The organism is Vibrio sp. V08_P9A1T1, from assembly GCF_963874405.1.
Taxonomy (GTDB): domain Bacteria; phylum Pseudomonadota; class Gammaproteobacteria; order Enterobacterales; family Vibrionaceae; genus Vibrio; species Vibrio anguillarum.
The window spans coordinates 1-26962 of the sequence record NZ_CAWNIB010000250.1 but is presented as its reverse complement, the minus strand read 5'-3'; the positions used below and the strand labels follow the sequence as shown (position 1 = coordinate 26962).

21 protein-coding genes are annotated in these 26962 nt (G+C 44.2%); 4 read left to right on the top strand and 17 right to left on the bottom strand.

What is annotated here, in order from left to right:
• Positions 1-80: 80 nt before the first annotated feature.
• Positions 81-1370, top strand: coding sequence for an adenosylmethionine--8-amino-7-oxononanoate transaminase (gene bioA / locus AACT21_RS10695; RefSeq protein WP_094123342.1), 1290 nt, complete (start codon positions 81-83; stop codon positions 1368-1370).
• A gap of 79 nt (positions 1371-1449) precedes the next feature.
• Here the strand turns inward: bioA and serS are convergent, their stop codons facing one another.
• The 4 genes from serS to AACT21_RS10675 form a co-directional block, all read right to left on the bottom strand.
• Positions 1450-2757, bottom strand: a complete 1308-nt coding sequence (gene serS / locus AACT21_RS10690) for a serine--tRNA ligase (protein ID WP_013856507.1) — start codon at positions 2755-2757, stop codon at positions 1450-1452.
• A gap of 102 nt (positions 2758-2859) precedes the next feature.
• Positions 2860-4209: a replication-associated recombination protein A gene (locus AACT21_RS10685; RefSeq protein ID WP_026028684.1), complete on the bottom strand. Its 1350-nt coding sequence runs from the start codon at positions 4207-4209 to the stop codon at positions 2860-2862.
• Between the two features lie 48 nt (positions 4210-4257).
• Complete coding sequence (gene lolA, locus AACT21_RS10680) at positions 4258-4860, bottom strand: outer membrane lipoprotein chaperone LolA (protein ID WP_047687948.1); 603 nt, start codon at positions 4858-4860, stop codon at positions 4258-4260.
• Positions 4861-5050: 190 nt separating this feature from the next.
• On the bottom strand, positions 5051-5707 hold the full coding sequence (locus AACT21_RS10675) for a YecA family protein (RefSeq protein ID WP_094163853.1): 657 nt from the start codon (positions 5705-5707) through the stop codon (positions 5051-5053).
• A gap of 62 nt (positions 5708-5769) precedes the next feature.
• Between AACT21_RS10675 and dusC the strand changes: the two genes are divergently transcribed.
• Complete coding sequence (dusC, locus tag AACT21_RS10670) at positions 5770-6726, top strand: tRNA dihydrouridine(16) synthase DusC (RefSeq protein ID WP_088718024.1); 957 nt, start codon at positions 5770-5772, stop codon at positions 6724-6726.
• 101 nt (positions 6727-6827) lie between these two features.
• On the opposite strand, the gene AACT21_RS10665 is transcribed toward dusC, so the two are convergent.
• The 4 genes from AACT21_RS10665 to yfbV all read right to left on the bottom strand — a co-directional run bounded on the left by AACT21_RS10665 (position 6828) and on the right by yfbV (position 10399).
• Positions 6828-7622, bottom strand: a complete 795-nt coding sequence (locus AACT21_RS10665) for an ABC transporter ATP-binding protein (protein WP_094163851.1) — start codon at positions 7620-7622, stop codon at positions 6828-6830.
• Positions 7619-8563: an ABC transporter permease gene (locus tag AACT21_RS10660; protein WP_094128854.1), complete on the bottom strand. Its 945-nt coding sequence runs from the start codon at positions 8561-8563 to the stop codon at positions 7619-7621. Before AACT21_RS10660 ends, AACT21_RS10665 begins: the two co-directional genes overlap by 4 nt.
• A 59-nt stretch (positions 8564-8622) precedes the next feature.
• Entirely contained in the window at positions 8623-9588 is a 966-nt protein-coding gene (locus AACT21_RS10655) for an ABC transporter substrate-binding protein (RefSeq protein WP_013856501.1), read from the bottom strand.
• A 358-nt stretch (positions 9589-9946) separates the two neighbouring features.
• Positions 9947-10399, bottom strand: coding sequence for a terminus macrodomain insulation protein YfbV (gene yfbV, locus AACT21_RS10650; protein WP_013856500.1), 453 nt, complete (start codon positions 10397-10399; stop codon positions 9947-9949).
• A 347-nt stretch (positions 10400-10746) separates the two neighbouring features.
• On the opposite strand from yfbV, the gene AACT21_RS10645 reads away from it, so the two are divergent.
• Together AACT21_RS10645 and pta are read left to right on the top strand one after the other, a co-directional pair.
• On the top strand, positions 10747-11943 hold the full coding sequence (locus AACT21_RS10645; protein WP_094163849.1) for an acetate kinase: 1197 nt from the start codon (positions 10747-10749) through the stop codon (positions 11941-11943).
• A gap of 172 nt (positions 11944-12115) precedes the next feature.
• On the top strand, positions 12116-14260 hold the full coding sequence (pta, locus tag AACT21_RS10640) for a phosphate acetyltransferase (RefSeq protein ID WP_013856498.1): 2145 nt from the start codon (positions 12116-12118) through the stop codon (positions 14258-14260).
• Positions 14261-14339: 79 nt separating this feature from the next.
• Here the strand turns inward: pta and AACT21_RS10635 are convergent, their stop codons facing one another.
• The 9 genes from AACT21_RS10635 to AACT21_RS10595 all read right to left on the bottom strand — a co-directional run bounded on the left by AACT21_RS10635 (position 14340) and on the right by AACT21_RS10595 (position 26905).
• Positions 14340-15290 carry a glutathione S-transferase family protein gene (locus tag AACT21_RS10635; RefSeq protein ID WP_029388200.1) on the bottom strand — a complete coding sequence of 317 codons (951 nt, stop codon included), beginning with the start codon at positions 15288-15290 and terminating at the stop codon, positions 14340-14342.
• A 180-nt stretch (positions 15291-15470) separates the two neighbouring features.
• A complete protein-coding gene (gene oppF / locus AACT21_RS10630; protein ID WP_010319732.1) occupies positions 15471-16463 on the bottom strand; it encodes a murein tripeptide/oligopeptide ABC transporter ATP binding protein OppF in 993 nt (330 codons plus the stop codon).
• Entirely contained in the window at positions 16460-17431 is a 972-nt protein-coding gene (locus tag AACT21_RS10625) for an ABC transporter ATP-binding protein (protein ID WP_010319733.1), read from the bottom strand. Before AACT21_RS10625 ends, oppF begins: the two co-directional genes overlap by 4 nt.
• Before the next feature lie 22 nt (positions 17432-17453).
• A complete protein-coding gene (gene oppC, locus AACT21_RS10620; protein ID WP_026028150.1) occupies positions 17454-18356 on the bottom strand; it encodes an oligopeptide ABC transporter permease OppC in 903 nt (300 codons plus the stop codon).
• 15 nt (positions 18357-18371) lie between these two features.
• Positions 18372-19292, bottom strand: coding sequence for an oligopeptide ABC transporter permease OppB (oppB, locus tag AACT21_RS10615; protein WP_013856495.1), 921 nt, complete (start codon positions 19290-19292; stop codon positions 18372-18374).
• A 118-nt stretch (positions 19293-19410) separates the two neighbouring features.
• On the bottom strand, positions 19411-21042 hold the full coding sequence (locus AACT21_RS10610) for an ABC transporter substrate-binding protein (protein WP_141192786.1): 1632 nt from the start codon (positions 21040-21042) through the stop codon (positions 19411-19413).
• A 522-nt stretch (positions 21043-21564) separates the two neighbouring features.
• Positions 21565-23343, bottom strand: coding sequence for an EAL domain-containing protein (locus AACT21_RS10605; RefSeq protein WP_017048098.1), 1779 nt, complete (start codon positions 23341-23343; stop codon positions 21565-21567).
• Positions 23340-25649 carry a hybrid sensor histidine kinase/response regulator gene (locus AACT21_RS10600; RefSeq protein WP_254917178.1) on the bottom strand — a complete coding sequence of 770 codons (2310 nt, stop codon included), beginning with the start codon at positions 25647-25649 and terminating at the stop codon, positions 23340-23342. The genes AACT21_RS10605 and AACT21_RS10600 overlap by 4 nt, the downstream gene beginning before the upstream one ends.
• A gap of 11 nt (positions 25650-25660) precedes the next feature.
• Positions 25661-26905, bottom strand: coding sequence for a transporter substrate-binding domain-containing protein (locus AACT21_RS10595; protein WP_339373636.1), 1245 nt, complete (start codon positions 26903-26905; stop codon positions 25661-25663).
• Positions 26906-26962: the final 57 nt, after the last annotated feature.

The window sequence follows — 26962 nt, the reverse complement described above, 5'->3', positions numbered from 1 at the left end:
CGATAAACTGTCAACAAACAAAGAAAACATAAGTTTACGTTTGATTGATTTTTAAACAAACCCAGCAATATGGACTGATCATGGATTTACTCTTCGACCGCCAACATATCTGGCATCCCTACACTTCAACGCTGACGCCATTGACTTGTTATCCCGTCACTCACGCTCAAGGTGTCCATCTTTATTTGGAAGATGGGCGACGCTTGATTGATGGAATGTCCTCTTGGTGGGCAACTATTCATGGTTATAACCATCCACACCTTAATTACGCTGCGCATCAGCAAATTGATAAAATGTCACACGTGATGTTTGGCGGTATCACACATCAACCCGCCATTACGCTTTGTAAAAAATTACTGGCATTAGCGCCAAGCAATCTTGAGCACGTATTTTTAGCCGATTCTGGCTCCGTCGCCGTGGAGGTCAGTTTAAAAATGGCGCTGCAATACTGGCATGCAAAAGGTCAACCACGAGCGAAATTTCTCACCTTACGTCATGGCTATCACGGCGATACGTTTGCCGCAATGTCAGTCACTGACCCAGATAACTCGATGCATTCGCTCTACAAAGGTTTTTTGCCGCAGCATATTTTTGCCGATTCGCCAACTTGCGGTTTTTGGGATGAGTGGGATGAACGCGATCTCGATGATTTTCGAGAGAAAATAATGCACGCTCATCAAGAGCTTGCGGCGGTAATTTTAGAACCAATTGTGCAGGGTGCTGGCGGTATGCGTATCTATCATCCTCAGTTTTTAAAAGGCGTGCGTGCACTTTGCGATCAATATGGTTTGCTACTGATTGCCGATGAGATTGCAACTGGGTTTGGCCGTACTGGAAAGCTCTTCGCCTGTGAGCACGCTAATATCGCGCCTGATATTTTATGTGTCGGCAAGGCCTTAACGGGTGGCTATATGACGCTTTCGGCCACACTGGCGACCAAGCAAGTCGCCGATACGGTTTGTGCTGGCGAAGCGGGCTGCTTTATGCATGGGCCAACCTTTATGGCTAATCCATTGGCGTGCGCCGTCGCCTGCGCTAGCTTAGAGCTCATCGAACAGGGCGATTGGCAACAGCAAACCCAGCGTATTGAAGCGCAATTTGCTCATTTACTGCCCATGCTTAACCGTTTTGAGATGGTAAAAGAGACGCGCTGGCTGGGCGCTATCGGCGTGATTGAAACGCATCGCCCTGTCAATATGGAAGTCATTCAAGCGCTATTTGTTGAGCAAGGGGTCTGGATCCGTCCTTTTGGCTGTTTAATCTATGTGATGCCACCGTTTATTAGCCAAGTAGATGACATTGAAAAACTGATCAACGCTGTAGCGGTGGCATTGCAAAATTCGCAATGCTTTCAAATCGATGGGGCTTAAATAGAACCGACATAGAATATTGATGCATAAAAAAACCGACTCGCAAGTCGGTTTTTTTACTGTGTTTAACGCATCATGATTAACCGATGTGCGTTGCGCCACCCATGTATGGTTGCAGTACGCTAGGAACGGCAATACGGCCATCGGCTTGTTGGTTGTTTTCCAAAATGGCTACCATAGTACGACCCACAGCAAGGCCTGAACCGTTCAGCGTGTGTACAAGCTCAGGTTTATTGCCGCCTTTGCGACGGAAACGGGCTTGCATACGACGCGCTTGGAAATCCCACATGTTTGAGCAAGAGGAGATCTCACGGTATGTGCCTTGCGCAGGAACCCACACTTCTAGATCGTAAGTTTTGCGAGAGCCAAAGCCCATGTCACCTGCACACAACACCACTTTACGGTACGGCAGTTCAAGCAATTTCAGCACTTTTTCCGCATGACCCGTTAACTCTTCCAGCGCCGCCATTGAATCTTCTGGGCGCGTAATCTGAACCAATTCGACTTTATCAAATTGGTGCATACGGATAAGACCACGTGTATCGCGACCATACGATCCCGCCTCAGAACGGAAACAAGGTGTATGAGCCGTCATTTTAAGTGGCAGATCGGCTTCGTCAGAAATGGTGTCACGCACCAAGTTCGTTACCGGTACTTCAGCCGTTGGGATAAGAGACAGTTTACGTGGCTCTTCATCATTCACTTTTTCAGTTAGTGGCTCAGTATGGAATAGGTCTTGACCAAATTTAGGTAGCTGACCAGTACCAAACAGGCTGTCAGCGTTGACAAGATAAGGGACATACATTTCTGTATAACCATGTTCTTGTGTGTGCAAGTCCAGCATGAACTGAGCAATCGCACGGTGTAGGCGAGCAAATTGGCCTTTCATCACGATAAAGCGAGCGCCAGTAATTTTAGTCGCACTAGCAAAATCTAAACCACCAGCCATTTCGCCAAGATCAACGTGATCTCTGAGCTCAAAATCGTAAGTTTTAGGTTCGCCCCAACGAGAAACTTCTACGTTGTCATTTTCATCTTTACCGTCAGGAACCGATTCATCTGGTACGTTGGGTACAGACATAGTAATCGCATCCAATTGTGCTTGGATGTCATTCAACTGCGCTTTTTTCGCGTCTAAGTCACTGCCTAGAGAGCCGATTTGTAGCTTGACTGCTTCTGCGCCCGCTTTGTCGCCGGCGGCCATTTTTTGGCCAATTTCTTTGGAGATGGAGTTGCGCGAGGATTGTAAATTTTCAACTTCTACTTGAATGGACTTACGTTGTTCTTCAAGTTGACGAATTGTCTCAACGTCGAGTTTGAAACCGCGACGCGCTAATTTTGCAGCTGTTTCATCCAGCTCAGTGCGAAGTAATTTAGAATCCAGCATTGCTAATCCTATGCTTTTAGTTATGAAAAACGCGCCTGCATCCCTTTCTAATAAGAGCGACGCGTAGAGAAAATTGAACCCGACAAAGATAACGAAAAGAGACTATTTTTCATAGCGCTTTTGTGGGCTTTTTGCATCTAAACTAGCCAAGTAATCTAACTTTTCACCAATTTTGGTTTCTAAACCTCGATTTGTTGGCTGGTAGTAGCGTGTATCGCTCATTTCAGGCGGCAAATAACTTTCGCCAGCCGCGTAAGCTCCCGGTTCATCGTGGGCATAGCGATATTGTGCTCCATAACCAAGATCTTTCATCAAACTGGTTGGTGCATTACGCAAATGAGGCGGCACCTCATACTCTGGCAAATTATGCGCATCAGCTAAGGCTTGCTTCCACGCGCTATACACGGCATTACTTTTGGGCGCGCACGCTAAATAGACAATCGCTTGTGCAATAGCACGTTCACCTTCCGCAGGACCAACGCGGGTAAAACAGTCCCAAGCAGCGAGCGCCACCTGCATGCCTCTTGGGTCGGCGTTGCCAACATCTTCCGAAGCTATCGCCAATAAACGACGAGCGATATAAAGTGGATCGCAACCTGCTGCGATCATTCTGGCCGACCAATACAGCGCCGCATCGGGGTTGGAACCTCGAATCGATTTATGCACCGCAGAGATAAGGTCGTACCAAATATCGCCTTTATTATCAAAGCGCGACACTTTTTCGCCTGCCACTTCGGCCAACAGTTTGAGCGTAATGAGCTTTTCACCTTGCGCATTCTCTTCGGCCATGTCGTACAGCAGCTCAAGATAATTGAGTGACATGCGCGCATCACCATTGACCAATTCAGCCAAACGTTCGAGCACGTTATCCATAAACTGCGCTGCAACTTTACCTAAACCGCGATCGGCATCGTTGATTGCTTGATTGAGCGCCAGCAAAATTTCATCGCTAGCCAGCGAGGTTAATTTGTACACCCGAGCACGAGATAGCAAAGCGTTGTTGAGCTCAAAAGAGGGATTCTCTGTCGTGGCACCAATGAAAGTCACAGTGCCATCTTCAATGTGTGGCAAAAAAGCATCTTGTTGAGATTTATTAAAACGATGCACTTCGTCTACAAACAAAATAGTACGTCGACCCGCCATTTTATTTTCGCGTGCTTTTTCAATGGCAGCACGGATCTCTTTAACGCCAGAAGTCACCGCAGAAACACGTTCAACCTCTGCATTGGCGTAATTCGCCGCCACTTCAGCCAAGGTCGTTTTACCCGTACCGGGCGGCCCCCACAAGATCATCGAATGAATATGACCAGCCTCTAATGCACGCCGCAAGGGTTTACCCACACCTAAAATGTGCTGCTGGCCAATATACTGCTCAACCGTCTGAGGGCGCATTCTCGCGGCCAACGGACGGAAATCTTCATCACCCGAAAAATCTAAGCTGTAGTTACCCACACTGCTGTAGTTACCCACACTATAATTACTCACGCCTTAGTCCCTATCTCAATTACGTTGATCATCAACCTCGACACCTTGCGGGATCTGGAACGTGAAACGCGCTTTAGCGGCCGGTGTTAGTTGTACATCGCTAAACGTAAACAGACTCTTCTGTCCATCTTGTTCAATCACGTTAAAACCTTTCACGATCCCTTTCTCATCAATCGCTATCTGAAACTGCCCTTGGTTTGAATCTACCGCGGTTGGCGTTAGGGTGAAATCATCACCGTTTTGTGCAACCTTGTAGTGATCCCAATCACTGGCGCGATTACGAGTCAGCAACACAAAAGGAGTTTGTTCCGTCGCTTGTTCTTGATTATAAATACTCACTTGTTCGATAAATGGACTGTAATACCACAAGGTTTTACCATCAGACACCAGTAAGTTTTCATCAGGAGCGGTCGTTTGCCAACGGAAAAGGCTTGGCCGAACAATATCAACTTTCCCCTGACCTTCCATCACAATATCACCTTCAGGGCTGATCACTTGCTGGGCAAAGGTAGCGCTAAAACCAGCGTTCAGCGCGAGGCGTTGGCTCAACTCGTCTTTTGGCGCAGCCAAAACAGCGACAGAAAAACTACACAGCAACAGGGCTAACACTCTTTTCATGATTACCACACTCCATGGATAACAATTTTTTGTCTATAACGTTTTCTATAACGTTTATTGATAAGGCCCTCTTCTCTTAAGAAGCATTCGCTTATCAGAACAACTTATTTATCAGAATAACTCGTTTATAAGGGCTTATTTGCTTGGGTTTGTCAGCGTTTTGTTGAGATTAAACCTCAGGCGGCGTACTTTACTGGCCACAGCACTGTTTGAATTTTTTGCCACTAGCGCACGGACAAGGATCATTGCGTCCAATCCCTTTAAATGGGTTAACCCGCTGCGTTTTCATGCCGAGCATTAATTCATCAGCCATTAACGCCACTTCAGTGATCATGACATCCAACTGCTCAGCAAAATCACTCAAACTGGGTGGTGTTGCAAAACCCGCTTCGCTCATCTGCTGCTGTGTTTGTGTTTCATCGATGGCTAACATGAAGGTGGTCAACAAAGCTTGCAGCATGCGCAGGCTGCCATCACCAATTTGAGTCTCTAACCATTGCGGTTCAACGACTGGCCAGACGCTCATAAACCCTTCAGCAAAATCAGCCCACTGAGTCGCATTATCTAGCAAGGCTAACGCCGAATATTCGCTACGTTTGAGCAAGTTATATTGCAGATTAATTTGCGCCATCACCGCTGGTTCAAGTGCTTTGGCTTGCTCCCCCACTAAAGGTTCTAGCCAGGTTGTGGGTTCTAACGGCTTAGTGGCGAAATTGGATGCCAAAATAGCCCCTTCAAAAAAATGAGCGGATTGAGGAGCTGATTGAGGAAGAGAGAGCAATGAGTAGGTCATGAAAATCTGTACAGTTAAAATGGTTGACCAAGGATTATATACCAACTCTTGCATTTAGTGACTTTTGATTCGGTAACCACTACAATCTCGCCTCGAATTTTTAAGGCGAAATGATGATGCGTGTAATTTTGGGCCCGATGGAGGGTGTGCTAGACCACTTGATGCGTGAACTGCTCACCCAGATGAATGATTACGATCTGTGCGTGACTGAATTTGTGCGTGTCGTTGACCAATTATTGCCTGACCACGTTTTTTATCGCCTTTGTCCTGAACTGAAAACAGGCTCAAAAACACAAGCAGGTGTTCCCGTGCACGTCCAACTGCTCGGCCAAGAGCCACATTGGATGGCAGAAAATGCCGCACGAGTTGCTGAATTAGGCGCGCACGGCATTGACTTGAATTTTGGTTGCCCAGCGAAAACGGTCAACAAACACAAAGGCGGTGCGGCGCTGTTACAACATCCGGAATTGATTTATCAAGTGGTAAAATCATGCCGAGATGCGGTACCGAAAGCGATCCCTGTTTCGGCTAAAATCCGCTTAGGTTGGGAAGACCCTAACGACTGCTTTGAAATTGTCGATGCGATTGAACAAGCTGGAGCAAACGAGCTCACAGTTCATGCCCGAACAAAAGCGGGCGGTTATCGCGCCAGTGAAATTAAGTGGGATTACATTAATCAGATACGCCAGAAGACGTCTCTGCCTCTGATCGCTAATGGCGAAATTTGGAACTATGACGATGGTCAAGCCTGTATTAAAGCGACGGGCGTAGAGTCATTGATGGTTTGTCGAGGCGCATTCAACGTTCCCAATTTAGGCAATGTGGTCAAACATAACCATAAAGTGATGCCTTGGCATGAAGTGGTTGATCTGCTCCTGCGCTATTCGCAATTTGAAATTAGAGGCGATAAAGGCTTTTACTATCCCAACCGAGTCAAGCAATGGTTTACCTACTTGCGTCAAGAATATCCTCAAGCTAACGAGCTATTTCGCGAAATCAGGACATTCACCAAATCGGAACCTATCGTGGAGCACATTCAGCGTTACCGTGATCGGTTACAAAACACGTTGTGATGCGTTTTCTTCAGGCTTTCTCAACCTCACGCCGAGAAAGCCTGTTGATGCTTAGTCAACCACTGTGTTAACTAACCCTCTGTGATAACGAAGTAAAACCATTAACTGAGTAGAAGGCTATCATCTGCCAGCTCTTCGCCTCGAACTTTCGAAAACATTTCCAGTAGATCAGGCACTTTCATATTGGCACGCTGCTCACCAGACACATCAAGAACAATTTCACCTTGGTGAAGCATCACAGTGCGATCACCACACGCTAAGGCATCTTTCATCGAGTGCGTTACCATCATCACCGTCAAGTTAAATTCTTTGACGATTGTTTTGGTCAAATCAATGATAAAGGCCGCCATTCTAGGATCCAGAGCCGCAGTGTGCTCATCAAGCAGTAACAATTTACTGTCAGATAAAGTTGCCATCACTAAGCTAACCGCTTGACGCTGCCCACCAGACAGTAGGCCGATGTTATCGCCTAAACGATCTTCTAATCCCAAACCAAGGATAGCGATTCGCTCTTGAAACAACTTGCGACGTGATGAAGAAAGTGACAGCCCCCACCCTCGGCGCCTGCCGCGCATGTAGGCTAAAGCCATATTCTCTTCAATGGTTAAATCGCCACATGTACCGGCAAGTGGGTCTTGGAACACGCGAGCGCATAAACGTGCACGCTGATCCACGCTCTGGCGCGTGACATCGACTTCATCGATGAGTACTTTGCCTGCCATCATGGGCGTTTCGCCCGTTACAGCGCCTAATAATGTCGATTTCCCAGCACCATTTGAGCCAATCACAGTTAAAAATTGATGTTCAGGTACTTCGAGGTGAACACCTCTTAACGCTCTATTTTCTAAAATTGTGCCAGGGTTAAACGTGACTTGAATATCTTCTAAACGAATCATAATGTTTCTCCTGACGCTTTATCCTGCTTAGCAACAACCGACTTCTGAGTAGGAGAATTACCCTTTTTTGCTTTGAAGTTCCTTTTCATTTTTGGCGCAATCAGTGCAATGGCCACCAGCACAGCAGTAACTAAGTTGAGATCAGACGCCTGCAAACCGAACATGCCCGAGCTCAAAGCAAAGGCGACCGCTAAACGGTACAGCACTGAACCGACGATGACCGCCAGCACTGCAACCCAGATCCGGCGACCAGGGATCAACGTCTGCCCCAAGATCACAGCAGCAAGGCCAACGACAATCGTCCCTACGCCCGAAGTTACATCAGCAAAACTGTTGGTTTGCGCAAACAGTGCCCCAGCAAAACCGACAAAACCATTCGATAACGCAAGAGCAAAATAGGTATAAAACGAGGTGCTTCCGCCTTGTGCTCTCACCATACGGGCATTAACGCCCGTAGCACGCAGTCCAAGTCCAAAGTCACTGTTTAATAATCGCACCACAAACCAGGCCGAAATCAAGACCAATACACCCACGACCAGCGGGCGAATGTAAACCGAGTCACCCATGGCTTCAAAGGGCGTAAGAATGGTCTCCTCCCCAAGCAGAGCAATATTGGGGCGTCCCATAATACGAATATTGATGGAGAAGGCGGCAATCATGGTGAGAATCGACGCCAATAGATGCAAAATACCGCAGCGAACCGCAAGAAATGCAGTCACCCAACCGGTAAAGGCACCCGCAAGTATCGCCATTCCTGTAGCAACCCAAGGGTTAATACCTGCCACAATCGCCGTTGCGGCCACCGCAGCGCCCATCGGGAAACTGCCATCAACGCTTAAATCGGGGAAATCAAGGACACGGAAAGTGAGGTAAACACCCAATGCCACTAATCCGTACAGCAGCCCTATCTCTAGAGCGCCAAAAAAAGCAAAAGCAGACATAACAACTCCTTTCTCTGCTTAAACAGAGCTAAAGCCTTCGCTCTAGCTCTGAATGGTCTTTATTTTACGCTCGTAGCACGATCAAGTACTGACTGAGGAATCGTTACGCCCAGTTTTTCCGCTGCGGTTTTGTTGATCATTAAATCAGACCCTTTGGCCACTTTAACATCCAGTTTACCCGGTGCTTGGCCTTCCAAGATAGCGACAACATAGTCCGCGGTTTGTACGCCAATTTGGTAATAATCAAAGCCAAGGCTAGCAATCGCTCCGCGTTCAACATAAGAGGTTGCTGCGCCAAATACTGGGGTCTTAGCTTGGTTTGCCGAAACAATCATCCCTTCAATCGCACTGGCAACGGTATTATCAATCAAGGCATAGATAATGTCTGATTTTGAGGCAATCGCCTGTGTCGCAGTTTGTACGTCTGCGCTTTTTAAGGCTGTCGCTTCAATAAGTTTAATGCCATGTTTTTGAGTGCTCGATTTAAGCAGTTCCATCAAGCTCACTGCATTAGCCTCACCGGGGTTATACACTACACCGATAGATTTCACGTTTGGCATGATCTCTTTGATCAGCTCAACGTGCTGTTCAACTGGCGATAGATCAGAAAGCCCGGTCACGTTTTTACCCGGTTGCTCAAGTTTTTTCACCAATTTAGCACCGACAGGATCGGTCACCGCCGTGAACACGACAGGAATAGTTTTGGTTGCAGAGACGAGCGCTTGCGCCGTGGGGGTTGCGATGCCGACTAACACATCAGGATTTTCCCCGACAAATTGGCGCGCAATTTGAACAGCAATGGCTGGGTTGCCTTGCGCGGTTTTAAAATCAAAATCTAGATTTTTGCCTTGTTCATAACCTTTTGCTTTTAAACCATCAAGTAAACCTTGTCTGGTTGCGTCTAAAGCTGGGTGCTCAACAATTTGCGATACGGCGACTTTCGCTGTTTTGGCCATGATGCTTGTGGAAGAGAGTAATACTGCTCCTGCAAAAACGGCGGTAACAATGGCTTTGCCTGCTTTCATCTTAACTCCTTGATTTAAGCATTATACCCTTCCTACTTAAAGCGGTAGCAGTGCTAGCAAATGCGCTCATCCCGTTAAACACAGTTAACCTGTGCCACATTAGGATTCATCCCATTGCAGATTGCTTACAACTTCATATTGTTTAGGTATACATGTTGGATGTTGTGTTTTTAATATTTTTATGTACGCGCACTGAGCGTCGCTGACAACATTATTACCAGTAACTCAGGCTAAAGGGAAGTGAGGTTTAACAGTAAAGTAACAAAAAGAGAGATAAGAATAAGGCGAAAGTTGAATAACAAAGAGGAGTTCACTGCGGAAGTCCTCTTTGCCTTTTATTCACATGCTACCTGGGTGGCTAGAACCAGCGTTCTAACGCGGCGTCATCTAACTGACGGAATGCTCGGTTGAGGATAGCAGCCAGCTCTTTGTATCTCGGCTTCGCTTTGATTGGCTCTAAAGCAAAACCAGTATCGACAATCTTCTGGTACAGCTCTCGGTACCACCCAGCAAGCGAAGGTGGAAGTTGGGTATTGGCGCGGTTTCCCAGCCACCACATACCTTGTAGCGGTAAGCTTATGGCAAAAAGTGCCACTACCACTGCTTGGGGCATCGCCTGTGTATTTTCAAAAACCATCTGTGTCAGTACACTGATTGCGGCGATAGCTGGCATAGCCTTAACGCCAAAACGCGTGGCTTTAATGATCCGTTGCTCAGGAAAAATGAGGCCTAGCTCTTTGCGCACAGGCCAAACATCCATATATTTCTGACCATCTTTCAGGCTGTGAACGATTCCAACTTTGTTATTCATAGCGCGCCCTCACTCTCGATGCTGCCATTCAACTAAAAAATAGTTTAATGATTCAACTAATCTAGTAAAAAATTGATAGAAGTTAATATTATTTCAATTTTTTTTTGTTATATTGGCCCATTATCGCTATTCTTTGCGAGCCCTCAATCTCATTGTTGCCGTTATTTACAATTTAGGCAACTCCGAGATGAAATCTGCAAGGAATGCATCGACGACTTTACGTTAAAAGCCCCGTCTCATTATACGGAAATTCAAGTTTTATTGGCCAAGATTAGTAGCGCTCCACAACGGTTCTACTATTCTTGTGAATGATTTTTATCCTAACCGATTATTACAGGTAGTCACACATGTCTAAGCTAGTTTTAGTTTTAAACTGCGGTAGTTCTTCTCTTAAATTTGCTGTTGTCGATGCAGAAACAGGTGCTGAGCACCTATCAGGTCTTGCTGAATGTCTTCACCTTCCTGAAGCACGTATCAAGTGGAAACTTGACGGTAAACACGAAGCGCAACTAGGCGAAGGTGCAGCGCACGAAGAAGCACTCGTGTTTATGGTTGAAACTATTCTTGCTTCTAAGCCAGAGCTTAAAGCTAACCTTGGCGCTATCGGTCACCGTATCGTACACGGTGGTGAGCAGTTCACTCAATCTGCACTTATCTCTGATGATGTACTGAAAGGTATTCAAGACGCTGCAACCTTTGCACCGCTTCATAACCCAGCACACATCATCGGTATCGAAGCCGCTAAGAAAAACTTCCCTGAGCTTCAAAACGTAGCTGTGTTTGATACTGCGTTCCATCAAACTATGCCTGAAGAGTCTTTCCTATACGCTCTTCCGTACAATCTATACAAAGAGCATGGTATCCGTCGTTATGGCATGCATGGTACTTCACACTTATTCATCACTCGTGAAGTTGCAGGCCTACTCAACAAGCCAGTTGAAGAAGTTAACATCATCAACTGTCACCTAGGCAATGGTGCTTCTGTTTGTGCGATCAAAAACGGTCAATCAGTTGATACTTCAATGGGTCTAACGCCGCTTGAAGGTTTGGTGATGGGCACACGTTGTGGTGACATCGACCCTGCAATCATCTTCCACCTGCACGATGCACTGGGTTACTCTGTTGATCAAATCAACACTATGCTAACCAAAGAGTCTGGCCTACAAGGCTTAACTCAAGTGACTTCGGATTGCCGTTTTGTTGAAGATAACTACGGTGAGAAAGAAGAAGCAACTCGTGCAATGGACGTGTTCTGCCACCGCCTAGCAAAATACGTGGCTGGCTACACAGCAAGCCTTGACGGTCGCCTAGACGCTATCGTCTTCACTGGTGGTATCGGTGAGAACTCAGGCCCTATCCGTGAAATGGTACTAAACCGTTTGGCTATCTTCGGTATCGAAGTCGACAGCGCAGCAAACCTAAAAGCACGTTTTGGCGGCGAAGGTGTGATCACAACGGCAAACAGCCGTATTCCAGCTATGGTTATCTCGACCAATGAAGAGCTAGTGATTGCTGAAGATACTGCTCGTCTGGCAGGCCTTTAATTGACTTTCTGGCTAACTCTCTGAGTTAGCCAGTTTTTTACCGGGGCTCAACCCTTAGTTTCTAGCGATTTAGGTCAGCAGGCTTATTTCCAAAGAAGGTCATGTTGGGCTTTGTTCCTTTTTCAATCTAGTTTCGGTTAGATTGATTTCAATAGTTTGAGGTACTCTACTCATGTCCCGTACTATTATGCTTATCCCTATCAGCGCTGGTGTTGGTCTTACCAGCGTGAGCATGGGTGTCCTTCGCGCCATGGAGCGTAAAGGTGTTAGCGTTTCTTTTTATAAGCCTATTGCACAACCTCGCTCGGGTGGCGATCAACCTGATCTCACTTCAACGATTATCGGTCGCAACAGCGACATCAGCATTGCAGAACCGATGATGATGTCAGCGGCAGAAACGTTGATCGGTAGCGAAAAGATGGATGTGTTGCTTGAAACCGTCGTTGAGCGTTACAACCACATCAATAAAGATTCTGAAGTAACGCTGATTGAAGGCCTTGTGCCAACACGCAAACACCCATTCGCGAACCAAGTGAACGCAGAAATTGCCAAAACACTGGGCGCAGAAATTGTGTTTGTCGCGACACCGGGAACAGACAACCCAACTCAGTTGAAAGAGCGTATTGAAGTTGCGTGCTCAAACTTTGGTGGAACAAAAAATAAAAACATTTCAGGTGTTATTATCAACAAGCTTAATGCCCCTGTTGATGAAGCAGGCCGTACTCGCCCTGACTTATCAGAAATTTTTGATGATGCAGATAGCGCGAAACAAGCCAATTTAGAAGTGATGCAGATCTTCAACACTAGCCCAATTCGTGTGTTAGGTTGCGTGCCTTGGAGTATCGATCTTATCGCGACTCGTGCTATTGATATGGCCAAACACCTGAAAGCTGAAATCATTAATGAAGGTGAAATTAAGTCTCGCCGTATTAAGAGCATCACTTTCTGTGCGCGTTCTTTGCCACACATGATTGAGCACTTTAAGCCAGGGTCACTCTTAGTAACATCAGCCGATCGTCCTGACGTGATTGTTGCCGCCTCTCTGGCCGCAATGAATGGCGTTGAAATTGGTGCGGTGCTGCTGACTGGCGGTTACGATATGCCACAAGAGATTGTGAACCTATGTAAACCAGCCTTTGAAAGCGGATTGCCTATTTTTAAAGCACAAGGTAACACTTGGCAAACGTCACTCAACCTACAAAGCTTTAGCCTAGAAGTTCCAGCTGACGATAAAGAACGTATCGAGTTCATCAGCGATCATGTTGCTAGCCACATCGATGGCCCTTGGATTAATTCGCTTACTGAGGGCACGCAAGGTATTCGTCGCCTTAGCCCACCAGCATTCCGTTACCAGTTAACTGAGTATGCTCGTCGTGCAGGTAAACGTATTGTGCTTCCTGAAGGGGATGAACCACGCACAGTGAAAGCGGCATCTATTTGTGCTGAGCGCGGTATTGCGACTTGTGTTTTACTTGGTAACCCTGACGAAATCCGCCGCGTTGCTGCGCAGCAAGGTGTTGAGTTAGGTGCAGGCGTTGAAATTATCGATGCTGACTCAGTGCGCGAAAACTACGTTGCTCGCTTGGTTGAACTGCGTGGTTCAAAAGGTATGACGGAAGTTGTGGCTCGTGAAAAACTGCAAGATTCAGTATTCCTTGGCACAATGATGCTTGAAGCGGATGAAGTTGACGGTTTGGTTTCTGGTGCGGTTCATACCACAGCCAACACCATTGTTCCTCCATTCCAAATCATTAAGACCGCGCCAAATGCCTCGATTGTATCCTCTATCTTCTTCATGCTATTGCCTGATCAAGTGTTGGTATACGGCGACTGCGCCATCAACCCAGATCCAAATGCTGAACAGCTTGCTGAAATTGCGATTCAATCGGCCGATTCTGCGGCAGCATTCGGCATTGACCCGCGCGTGGCGATGATTTCCTACTCGACGGGTGAATCAGGTAAAGGTGCTGATGTAGATAAAGTGCGTGAAGCGACGCGCATTGCTCAAGAGAAACGTCCAGATCTTATTATCGACGGTCCTTTGCAATACGATGCTGCAATCATGGAAAACGTGGCGGCTTCTAAAGCACCAAACTCTCCAGTCGCTGGTAAAGCAACGGTATTTGTCTTCCCTGACCTAAACACAGGTAATACAACTTACAAAGCGGTACAACGCTCAGCAGACCTTGTTTCTATCGGTCCAATGCTGCAAGGCATGCGTAAACCAGTAAACGATTTGTCTCGCGGTGCGTTGGTTGACGATATTGTTTACACAATCGCGTTAACGGCGATTCAAGCAAGCCAAGAAACAAAATAAAATTCTTAGCTTAACTTGCTGATTAAAAGGCTCTTATGTATCACATAAGAGCCTTTTTTATAGCACACTTCCACCCTCGTTATAACCCAATAAAGCCGCGCTCATGGGGCGTATCAAGATCAAGATCCGGCCCCTTAGGTACCACTTGCGTTGGGTTAATGCCGATATGGCTGAAATAATAGTGGCGTTTGATGTGGTAAAAATCGGTCGTTTGTTTGATACCGTCGATTTGGTAAAGCTCTTTTAAGTAACCGCTTAAGTTCTCATAATCGGCGATCCGCTGTTTATTGCATTTAAAATGACCGACGTAAACAGCATCAAAACGGATAAGTGTAGTGAATAAACGCCAATCCGCCTCGGTGATCTGGTTACCGACCAAGTAGCGATACGTCGCTAAATGATTGTTGACCTTATCTAATGCCGTAAAGAGTGCATCATAAGCATCGTCATAGGCCTCTTGCGTGGTCGCAAACCCACATCGATAGACGCCATTATTAATATTGGGGTAGATATACGCATTCCATTCATCGATAGCTTTGCTGAGTGCTTGCGGATAGTAGTCTTGCTGGTTACCCGTTAACTCATTAAATGCACTGTTAAACATGCGAATAATCTCAGAAGATTCATTGCTAACAATAGTATTGGTCTTCTTATCCCACAGCACAGGCACAGTTACTCGCCCTGAATAATCTACCTTTGCTTTGGTGTAGATTTGGTGGAGTTTGGTATAGCCGAACAGAGGTTCAGGAATACCAAAAGACCAGCCTTCACTTAGCATGTCAGGACAAACGACCGTAACATCAATGTGTTCGGTGAGTGATTTGAGTTGGCGAAAAATCAATGTACGGTGAGCCCAAGGGCATGCCAAAGAGACATACAAATGATAACGGCCCGATTCTGGTTGAAATCGTGCATCTGGCTGGCTGTCGACCCAGTGTCTGAATCCTGCGTCTTCGCGTACAAAATGCCCAGCGCTGCTTTTGGTGTCATACCAAACATCGTGCCAGACGCCTTCAACTAATTTTCCCATGATCTCCACTCCTCATTCCGATGACTTTTTTATTATAAGTAGGATAGAAAATGGTAAAACCGGAGGAAGTTGTCCTTGTTATTCAGAAATTTTGAACAGTGCGATTTACCCCGCTAAGCGCACAGATAAAAAAAGCGCGACCCAGAAATGCGCCGCGCTTAAGCCTGTCACAGGCTAAATTTAGAGTTCGACATGCAAACAAGACACAGCATGTTCATCACTACCTTTAATCTGCGGTTTTTGCTGTGCGCAAATTTCCGTCGCTTGAGGACAGCGGGTACGGAAAACACATCCAGAAGGCGGGTTGATTGGCGAGGGTAAATCCCCTTCTAGCATCTGAATTTTCTTAGCACGCTCCAGTTTTGGATCTGGAATTGGCACAGCCGACATCAAAGCTTTGGTGTAAGGGTGTGATGGATTCGCAAACAACGCCTCCGAGGTGCCAAGCTCGACCGCATTGCCTAAATACATCACGAGTACACGATCAGAGATGTGTTTCACTACCGATAAATCATGGGCAATAAAAACCAAACTTAAACCAAGCTCATTTTGCAGCTCTTTGAGCAGGTTAACCACTTGCGCTTGGATTGAAACATCCAAAGCAGAAACTGGCTCATCACAGATGATCATTTTCGGTTTTAAAATGAGCGCACGGGCAATACCAATACGTTGACACTGACCACCAGAGAATTCATGGGGATAGCGGTTAATGACGTTCGGCAATAAACCGACTTTTGTCATCATCTCTTTTACACGATCCTTTACTTCTTGCTTCGAAAGTTCTGGATAAAAGGTTTGAAGTGGCTCTGCAATAATATCGCCAACCGACATTCTTGGGTTCAATGACGCCAGTGGGTCTTGGAAAATCATCTGAATTTGCTTACGGGTTTTGCGACGCTCAACCTCATGCATTTTCGTCAAATCATTTCCTAGCCACACCACTTCACCCTCGGTGGCTTCGACTAAACCAATGATCGCTCGCGCAAAAGTAGACTTTCCGCAACCTGATTCGCCTACTACACCGAGAGTTTCACCCTCATATAGGCGCACATTAACGCCATCTACGGCTTTTAGGTTGGATGGTTTAGACCACGGCCACGCGGATTTAGAGGCAATGTTGAAGTGAACTTTGAGGTTCTTTACATCCAGTAATAATGGTTTTTGTTCGCTCATTTAACCCAAGCCTCCCAATCAGAAAAACAGGCACGTTGGCGACCATCGGCAAATGGCAATAAAATAGGTGCTTCACGTTTACAGCGTTCTGTCACTCGGTGGCAGCGCTCTTGATAAGGGCAACCCGGTGGCAATCGTAGCAAGTTAGGTGGGTTTCCAGGAATCGTTGGTAAGATTTCACCTTCCGTATCCAAACGAGGAATGGCTTTTAATAAACCTTCAGCGTAAGGGTGACTCGGGTTGTAGAAAATTTCATCCACAGAGCCATATTCCATCGTACGCCCTGCATACATTACCAATACTTTGTCACATGAACCCGCAACCACACCCAGATCATGGGTGATCATGATAATGGCGGTATTGAATTCGCTTTTGAGTTCATTCAACAAATCCATAATTTGGGCTTGCACCGTTACGTCCAATGCGGTGGTGGGTTCATCGGCAATCAGTAACTTAGGCCGACATAACAACGCCATTGCAATCATAACGCGTTGACGCATACCGCCAGAAAACTCATGCGGATACATGGTAATTCGCTTACGCGCTTCGGGGATTTTAACCGCCTCTAGCATACGTACCGACTCTTCAAACGCGGCCGACTTGCTCATTCCTTTGTGCAGCATCAGCACTTCCATCAACTGCTCGCTGACTTTCATATAGGGATTCAGTGACGTCATTGGATCTTGGAAGATCATCGCAATTTGTTCAGCGCGCACTTTATTCAAGGCTTTTTCTGGCAAATTGAGGATCTCTTTCCCTTCAAATTTTGCGCTACCCGTGATAATACCATTTTTGGCAAGTAGGCCCATAATAGCGAACACGGTTTGCGATTTACCAGAGCCAGACTCCCCTACGATACCGAGGGTTTCGCCTTGCTCCAGTGAAAAAGTTAAATCGTTGACAGCGGTAACAATACCATCTTGAGTGGTAAATTCGACCCGCAGATCTTTGACATCTAATAAGCTCATTATTGCTTCCTTAATCTTTTAATTATCGGTCTTTAGGATCAAGCGCATCGCGCAGACCATCACCGACATAGTTAAAGCAAAACAGGGTGACCACCATGAACGCGGCTGGGAAAGCAAGTTGCCAAATAGCGACTTCCATTGTTTGTGAACCTTCTTGTAGAAGTGCTCCCCAGCTTGTCATCGGCTCTTGAACACCAAGACCAAGGAAAGATAAAAATGACTCTGTCAAAATCATACTTGGGATCAACAGCGTCGAATAGACCGCTACAATACCCAACACGTTTGGCACAATATGACGTGTAATAATTTTCCAGTTGCTGACGCCACACACATGCGCCGCTTCAATAAACTCTTTGCTGCGTAGGCTCAAGGTTTGGCCACGCACAATTCGCGCCATATCAAGCCATGCAATTGCACCGATAGCGACGAAGATAAGCACGATATTTCGGCCAAAGAAAGTCACCAACACAATCACAAGGAACATGAAAGGAACAGCGTATAGAATCTCCAAAATACGCATCATAATGCGGTCTACTTTACCGCCAATGAAGCCCGACGCCGCACCATAAAGTGTGCCGATCAGAACAGCAACCAACGCGCCCATTACGCCAACCATCAACGAAATTCGCCCACCCACTAAGGTACGCACATACAAATCACGCCCAAGGCTATCGGTGCCGAACCAATGATCCGCATTGGGCCCAACGTGCATTGAATACCAGTCCGTATTGTCATAGGTATACGGGGCCATCATCGGTAGTACGATCACCGCAAGGGTCATCATCGTCAAAATACACAAACTGACCATTGCCGCTCTGTTACGCATAAAGCGAATTCGCGCATCTTGCCATAAGCTGCGGCCAGCTATTTCTAAGTTTTCAGAAAACTTCTCAACCGCGGCTAGGTTTTCTCTTTTCGTTAACATAACCATACGTCCCTGTTAGTAGCGAATTTTCGGGTCAATGACCGCAAGCAAAATATCAACAATGGCGTTGAAAAGAATAAATAGGAAACCAATTAAAATGGTTACACCCATCACCAATGAGTAATCGCGGTTAAATGCAGCGTTAACAAACAGCTTACCGATACCCGGTAGACCGAAAATCGTTTCAATCACCACAGACCCCGTAATAATACCGACAAACGCAGGTCCCATGTACGACACAACAGGCAGTAAAGCAGGCTTCAAAGCATGGTTAACAACGATATAGGGATAACTCAACCCTTTCGCGCGTGCCGTGCGAATAAAGTTACTGTTGAGTGTTTCTATCATTGAGCCACGGGTGATACGGGCAAAGGTGGCAATATAGAGCATCGACATACCCAGCACTGGCAGTACTAAATATTGGAAACTTCCATCTAACCAACCACCAGCCGGGAATATTTTCCAATGCAAGGAGAAGAGATAAATTAAAGCTGGGGCGAGAACAAACGACGGCATCACCACGCCAATCATTGCCGTCGACATGATGGTGTAGTCAATCCAAGTGTTGTGTTTTAGTGCGGCAATCGTACCAATGGAAACACCCGCGATAACGGTAAAAATAAAAGCGATAAAGCCGACTTTTGCCGAGACAGGCAAGGCAACGGCGATCAATTCATTCACCGTATAATCTTGGTATTTGAATGATGGGCCAAAATCACCTTGCAAAATATTGGTCAAGTAGGTGAAGTATTGCTCAGACACGGGTTTGTCTAAGCCATATTTGGCTTCAATGTTGGCCATCACTTCCGGTGGTAAAGGACGTTCGCTTGAGAATGGGTTACCAGGAGCGAAACGCATGAGAAAGAAAGATACCGTGATCAACACCAACATGGTTGGTATCGCTTCTAATATCCTTTTTGCGATGAATTTAAGCATAAACTCACTCTTTCAGTCTGTGACAATGAAAATTAGAAAGACGCTGCATGTAAATTACTATCTGAAGATAGCTACATGCAGTGTCTAAGTCGTTATATTTTTATCAGCGTAAGTGGACTTACTTTGCTGTGATATAAAGATCTTTTGAGTAGATCTTCTCTTCCGCGTTATTCATCGGGAAGCCGCCTACATTAGGAGATAATAAACGAGATTTAACATACTGATAGATAGGGGCAATCGGCATATCTTTGGTTAATAGTTTTTCTGCATCCAGATATAGCTTAGTGCGCTCCTCTTCAGAGGTTGATTTTAACGCTTTATCAATAATTGCATCGTATTCAGCGCTTTGGTAGTGCAAACCACCCGTGGTGTTATTGCTCACCATTAAGGTTAGGAATGAAGACGCTTCATTATAGTCACCACACCAACCAGCACGTGCCACTTCAAAGTTACCTTGATCTTTAGAATCTAGATAGGTTTTCCACTCTTGGTTCTCTAATACGACATTAATACCGAGCGTTTTTTTCCACATAGAACCCAGTGCTACAGCGATTTTCTTGTGGTTTTCCGATGTATTGTAGAGGAGGCTGAATTTCAGAGGGTTGTCTTTATTAAAGCCCGCTTCAGCCAACAATTTTACCGCTTCTGCATCGCGCTCTTTTTGCGTCATCTTGCCATATGCTGGCATTTGAGGATTAAAGCCCGCCGTAATTTCAGGTGTTAAGAAATAAGCTGGTTTTTGGCCTTGACCTAAAATCGCATCACTCACAATGTTACGGTCGATAGCGTAAGAAATCGCTTTACGCACACGAACGTCGTCAAATGGTGCCTTTTTGGTATTGAACAGGTAGTAATAAGTACACAAGTTACCCTGAATCGATACTGATTCTGGATGCTCTTTCTTCAGACGCTTAAAATGCTCGGTGGGTAATTCATAAGAGATATCGATTTCACCTGATAAGAAACGGTTCATTTCTGATACTTGGTTTTCAATAGGCAGGAAGGTAACTTTGTTAATGACTGTTTTGTCATTGTCCCAGTATTGCTCGTTACGCTTTAGTACTAAACGCTCATTGACAACCCATTGATCAACAACGTAGGCACCGTTACCAACAAAATGCTCAGGCTTGGTCCATTGGTCACCAAACTTTTCTACGGTTGCTTTATGAACGGGTTTCACGGTTGTGTGGCCCATCATCATGACGAAATAAGGCACAGCATCTTCAAGCTCAACAACGAGTGTGTGGTCATCTTTAGCTTTAACGCCAAGCTCACTTTTGTCTTTCGTTCCTGCCACAATATCTTTTGCATTCTTCATCTTAGTATATTCCATATACCAAGAATAAGGAGAAGCCGTTACAGGATCGACTGCACGTTGGAAGCTGAAAACAAAATCACCAGCCGTGACAGGATCACCATTTGACCATTTTGCATTTTTGCGCAAATGGAAAATGAATGTTTTGTTGTCTGCCGTTTCCCAACTTTCTGCAACCCCAGGAATGGTTTTACCATCCGCGTCTTGGTTCACAAGCCCTTCCAATAAGTCACGAATTACGTGCGACTCAGGAACACCTTGGGATTTGTGAGGATCGAGTGTGGCGACTTCAGTACCGTTACCACGAACGATTTCCTGAACTTTGGCCAATTTGGTGCCGGCTGGAACATCAGCCGCGATAGAAAAAGTAGAAGTGGCAGCCACTGCCATACCCGCCCCTAGAAGAAGGGCTTGGGTGATTTTATTTTTATACATGCATAAACTCCAAGTTTTTATTTTTGCATCCATGACTTCCTTGAGAGCTCTCTAGCATCGCTAGAACTTTAGATTTATTTAGCGCAAAAACTAAGCAGAAAAATCTAAAAACTCCTAAGGATAGCGGCACACATTAGCAACCATTGAAGTAATTTGCCATAAAATCGTAGCAAAAAAATGCATAATTCCATGGTTTACCTAATGGAATAGATAAATAGCCCAACAATTAACTCAAACTCAGTGAATTAAAGTTACCAAGCGCTATCTGGTCAGACCATAGTGCTAAATCATCTAGTGTTGAGTACATTTTCAGCACGTTTCACTGGAAAATCAGCCTTTTTTTAACATCTTAGTTACGTTAGATCTAACTTAAAGGGATAATCCTGCCATCTGAAAATAAAATCCGTGAAGAGTGTCACTAAAATCGATTAACAATAAATTAACAACGTGTTGATTGGTAATAATAAATAAACACTTTCACCGAAAAGTGTAATCTAATGCTTACGCAAATCGACATTCAGTTTAAGCGATGCTCAAACTGGCACTAAGATGATCGAGCTCAATGTAACGAATCAGCTCCATGGCCGAACGAATGCCCAATTTACTTTGAATTCTCGCTTTGTAAGTACTGACTGTTTTCTGATTAATATCCAGTTGATTAGCTATCTGCTTATTGGTCAAACCTTGAATCAACAAATTTGCCACACTCAACTCTCTGCTGGATAGTCTTTCATTGAGTCGAAAACTAGGTTGAAAATTAACTGTTCGCCCAACCTCCCCCATTATGCTCTGAATGGTGTCAGTCAATGCAGCTGATTTCACAATGTGGCGCGCATGTGCAAGTTCTGCAGATATTGCTTCATGATATTCATTGAGAAAAATAAGTCTTCCCTTAAAATTCATCGATTCAATATGCTGATGCAACTGCAAACTAGCGTCTTTACTGCAGTAGCTATCCACAACCACTAAATTAAAAGGTAAATCACGCAATCTCTTTACAGCGCAAGCGAGATCACTGGCAACGACCACTTGCGTAACGCGTTTTTCTCTCATCAACATTTTTCTTAGGGCATTAGCGCTAGTCGAATTTTCTCCAACTAATAAGCAATACACACCATCTTCAATACTTTGATGGCTTAACTGCTTGCTGATATTTTTGCTATACAGTTCAGCGAGATCGCCAATCGGCATCGGCATCGCCGAATAATAACCTTGACAAGTATCCACGCCTAAATGACGTAAATATTGCCAAGTATCTTCGTCCTCCACACCTTCGACAACACAATGCAAGCCTAAGGATTGCGCTAGCAATAAGCACATGTTGGTGAGTTGCTGGTTTTTATAATTGGTGGAGAGATCGCGGACAAAGCTTTGATCTACTTTAAGTTCTGTAAAGGGTAATTTCGAAAGCTGACTTAGAGAGGCGTAGCCTGTGCCAAAATCATCAATGGATAAACCAACACCATGCATTCTTAAACGCGCAAGATTAGCCAGTGATGCTGTCGTACCGTTATAGACATGATCTTCCGTCAGCTCGAGCGTGAGTTTATCAGTGGGAAACGCGTATTTGTGACAGAGAGTAAGAATAGGGTCACAGATCAGCTGTTGTAAATTACTCTGGGAGATATTGATTGATAACTGAAGATCGGCTGACAAACTGCCTAAAGCCGATAATGCTTTATCCAAAACAATTAAAAACAGCTTATCCATCAAATTCAGCTCTTCAATAAGAGGCAGAAAATGCGCAGGGCTTAATACACCATGAACTGGGTGATCGAGTCGGACAAGTGCCTCGACTCCAACCATGGCACCCGTTTTAAAATCAAACTGAGGTTGATAGTAATTGAATAACCAATCTTCACTGAATGCTGTTTCTATCTCTTTGTACCCTAATGAGATAGGCGTAATGCTTGCGGCCTGTTGTTCACACTTCACATGAAACGCATGAATCACAGTTTCAAGTTGCTCAATAGAATAGGGCTTTCGCAAAACATCGACAAAATTAAAGCTCGCTAAACAGCACATGTTATAAGTAAGGTCTAACACGGCATCGTCAACAGCACTCAATATAATAATTCCGAGTGAAGGATGTTTATCCCCAAGCATCGACAAAAGCGTAACTCCGTCCATTTCCGGCATATGAATATCACAAAAAACCAGCGATATCTCTTTGCGCAAGCATAAAGCCAACGCTTGGTGTCCATTTGCTGCAATATCGACGTTATTCAACCCAAGCTGTCTGAGTTTCAGTTTCAAACTCGTGGCTTGAATTCGATCATCTTCGACAATCAAAATGTTCATTCGTCATCTACTCGTTGCTGTTTATCTAACCATTCTTGTGCTTGTGTAATCACGATTTTCATTTCCATTATCAGTCGTTGTTTTGCAGATACAACAGCTTGTGGTTCTAATTCGCGCTCCAAGCTAACCGCAAGATTCGCGAGATAATCCAGTTGAAGCGCTCCGGCAGAGCCTTTAACACGATGGGCTATCATTTTGTAATCAGAATCATGCTTTTCGAGTCTATCGACCTCGGCCGCTAAAGATTCTGCCACAACAGAAGCAATTTCACTTTTTTCACCCGGTAAAAAGCTCTCAAGCCAGCTTTTTGAGTCAGCATTTACTAAAGGATACATAGAAAGATAACCACTCAACATAGTATACAGCGACGCCAACGAGTAGGGTTTATACAACACGTGTTCCATACCAGACTGGTGAGCCTTCTCTGCGATCAACCGTGAGTCTTCTGCCGTACAACCGATAACCACCTTATATCTCTCTTGCGGAATATGATTTTTAACAAATCTTGCTAAAGCGAAACCATCCATTTTAGGCATATGGCAGTCCGTTAGTAGTAAATCAAACTGGCTGTCTTCGTTTTGTAAAAGATGGCATGCCTCTTCTCCATCACCAACAATGGTTGCTTGCACACCAAGTTCATGTAGCTGTTTTTTTAATAACAAACGGTTAATAGCGTCATCATCAACCACCAAAACATGCCCACAAAGTTTCATTTTTTTCGGTTGAACCAGCACTTGTTCACTATCTTTTATCTTATCAATAAGAAGGTCAGGATAGAGATGTTTTTTGGTCATTATCGCGTCAAAATCGACCAAGGATACACCACCTTGACTCACCGAAACTTGCCAACACTTCAACCACTCGATAATGCGTTCGTTAGTGCAACGGTAGTTACGTTGACTCAACGGTTCAGATAGCGGCTCACCACAAATGGGAAGCACTATTGTTACTTGAGTCCCCTCATTCAGCGTACTGGAAACTGTAATATGACCATCCATTAGATTGACTAAATTCGATACTATTGACATACCAAGCCCAGTACCGCCATATTGGCGAGTAATGGTTTTATCCGCTTGCATAAATGGCTTAAATAACGAATCCAAGTGCGCTTCATTCATTCCGCACCCCGTATCTTTTACGGCAAAGACTATCTGTTCTTCCGTCAATTCAACGTGGATGGAAACCGTACCTGCCGTAGTGAATTTAACAGCATTGGCTAATACATTGGTAAGAACCTGATTTAAGCGTAATGCATCAAACTTTGCGTAAATAATAGCTGTCGGCACCCAATCAACAACGAACTCAACGCCTTTCAACTTAGCACTCGCTTCAAAGCTTCTAATCGTGGGACATAACTCTTCTAAAATATTATGCTGGCGTATATCTAATTGTAATTGCTGAGCTTCCATTTTTGAAAAATCTAAAATCTCATGGACATGGTGCTTAATTCTCTCGGCAGAACGAATTGCATTCGTCAATAACAAACGGCTCTCATCGTTTTTAATTCGAGTTGATAAAATCTCCATCAACCCTAGCATGGCCGCAATTGGCGTTCTAAGCTCATGACTCATTACAGCTAAAAAATGATTCCTCGCATCTACAGCTTCTAGTGCCTTATTATTAGAATCACGTAATGCCAATTCTGAGAGCTTGAGTTCTGTGATATCACTGCAAACGGTCAAGTAATGAGTATCCCCACTCTTGGGATGCGCAATCGATTCATGATTAATGACATAATATTTCTCATCAATCTGATAGTGTTTATTCGACAGATCGACAGATCCGATGCCAGTACATATGAGGCAATTCACATCATCACTAATTAGAGAAGCCTTGCTACATTGCTTATATGAACGGTTAGATAACACTACTTTCCCATTCACATCTGAAATGAAGATCATGCTGGGTATTTTATCGAGCAAATCTGTCAGCCATTGCACTTGAACTTCTGAAAGTTTTGAACTGATTTGACTGTATTTTAAGGAACTTTTTAACTTATAAAATATAATTATTCCAAATAATAATAAAAACAGAAAAATACACATTGCAATCAAAGAATAGATTATAACTTGCTGCTTATCATAACCATAATTCACATTTACTTTCTTATGGAGTGATTTTAGTGCATTAATCTCAGACTCAGTTACCATAGTTAAAGATCGGCTGAGCATTTCAAACAATATCGACTCGTCCTTTCGAAAGACCATACCGATATTAATAGAGTAACCTTCATTATCTATTGCTGGAAGTATCAAAAACTTATCACCAAGGTATGCCATTTGCTGATTTATAATATCTTGATTCATTAAGGCATGAGTTATCTTACTGATTTTAAATCTAGAATAACCTTTTTAAGATCTCTATAAACTTTAACTTTTTTATTATCTTCATAGATTTTTAAGTGGCTATATAAGTAACCAGTACGATCTAATATCGCTAATTTTTTCTGTTGAAAAGGCTTTTTAGTGACCACATAACCAAATTGCAAATTAGTGTAAGGTGGGGTCGCTATAAAATCACGATTATCGATGTCATCGACATTTAATGAAGGCAATAAATCGACTTCATTATCGATAAGCATTTGTCTAATATCTCTACCATTGGCCGGCACATACTGAAATTTAAGAAAGCTTTTTGACTCAATGAGCTTGAGTAAATCATGGACATATCCCTTCACCTGATTATCCCCCTCATCGCAATAAGAGAGTGGATATATATCTTCTTCTATGGTGTATCTGACAATTTGATTGCTATTTTCTTGACTTAATAATTTTAGGCTGTCTTTATTATTCAAAAAATAAATATTAGTCGAGTCTATCTTATTAGCTGTATTTCCTGTTGCTTCAGCAAGAATGAGTTTATCAAAAATGTTTTTTAATTCATTATTTCCCATCGGCAAAATAATTCTATTTATTTCGACACCTAATCGACCATCTGCAATAATCTCACCGTCATATCCAGAATTAGGGCTGATATAATGATTGAGTGATATATAGTTGGTTATCGTTGCATCGGCTAAACCTTGCTTCATCATTTCTGCTGATTCTAAGAAACTTTGTGCTAGTAATATGTGTGGGTAATGGCTCTGCTCTAATGTTTCACAATAAGATGAACCTTGTACGCAAACCCATTTCAAATGATTCATATCTTGCTGATTTAATTTTTTGTCCCTTAGCCAAATCACTCGTAGGTTATTATAGAGTGGCAAGCTGAATAAAATGTTTTTTTCTCTCTCTTTTGTTTTGCTAAAACCAATAGCAAAATCCACATCACCATCATGCACAGCAGCAACAAGATCAGTTATCGATTGATAGCTACGATATTCAATTTTGACATCAAGCTCTTTTCCTATCCCTACCGCATAATCATGTTGAATACCGATTGTATTCTCAATGCCGCCCCAATAAGGTAGCCAAGGTTCAGACAATACACCCATTACAATGACTTTTTTTGCTTTTAAATAGGTACGTTCCGAATCTGATAAATAATCGGCGGCATAAACAGTATTAAAAAGTAAGTTAATTGCTAAAATTAACAGCAAGTAGATACGTAACAAATTCATTCTCGTGATATTGATTCCAATATCCAACTAGTTTAACGATCCTGCTCGTCATTGCCA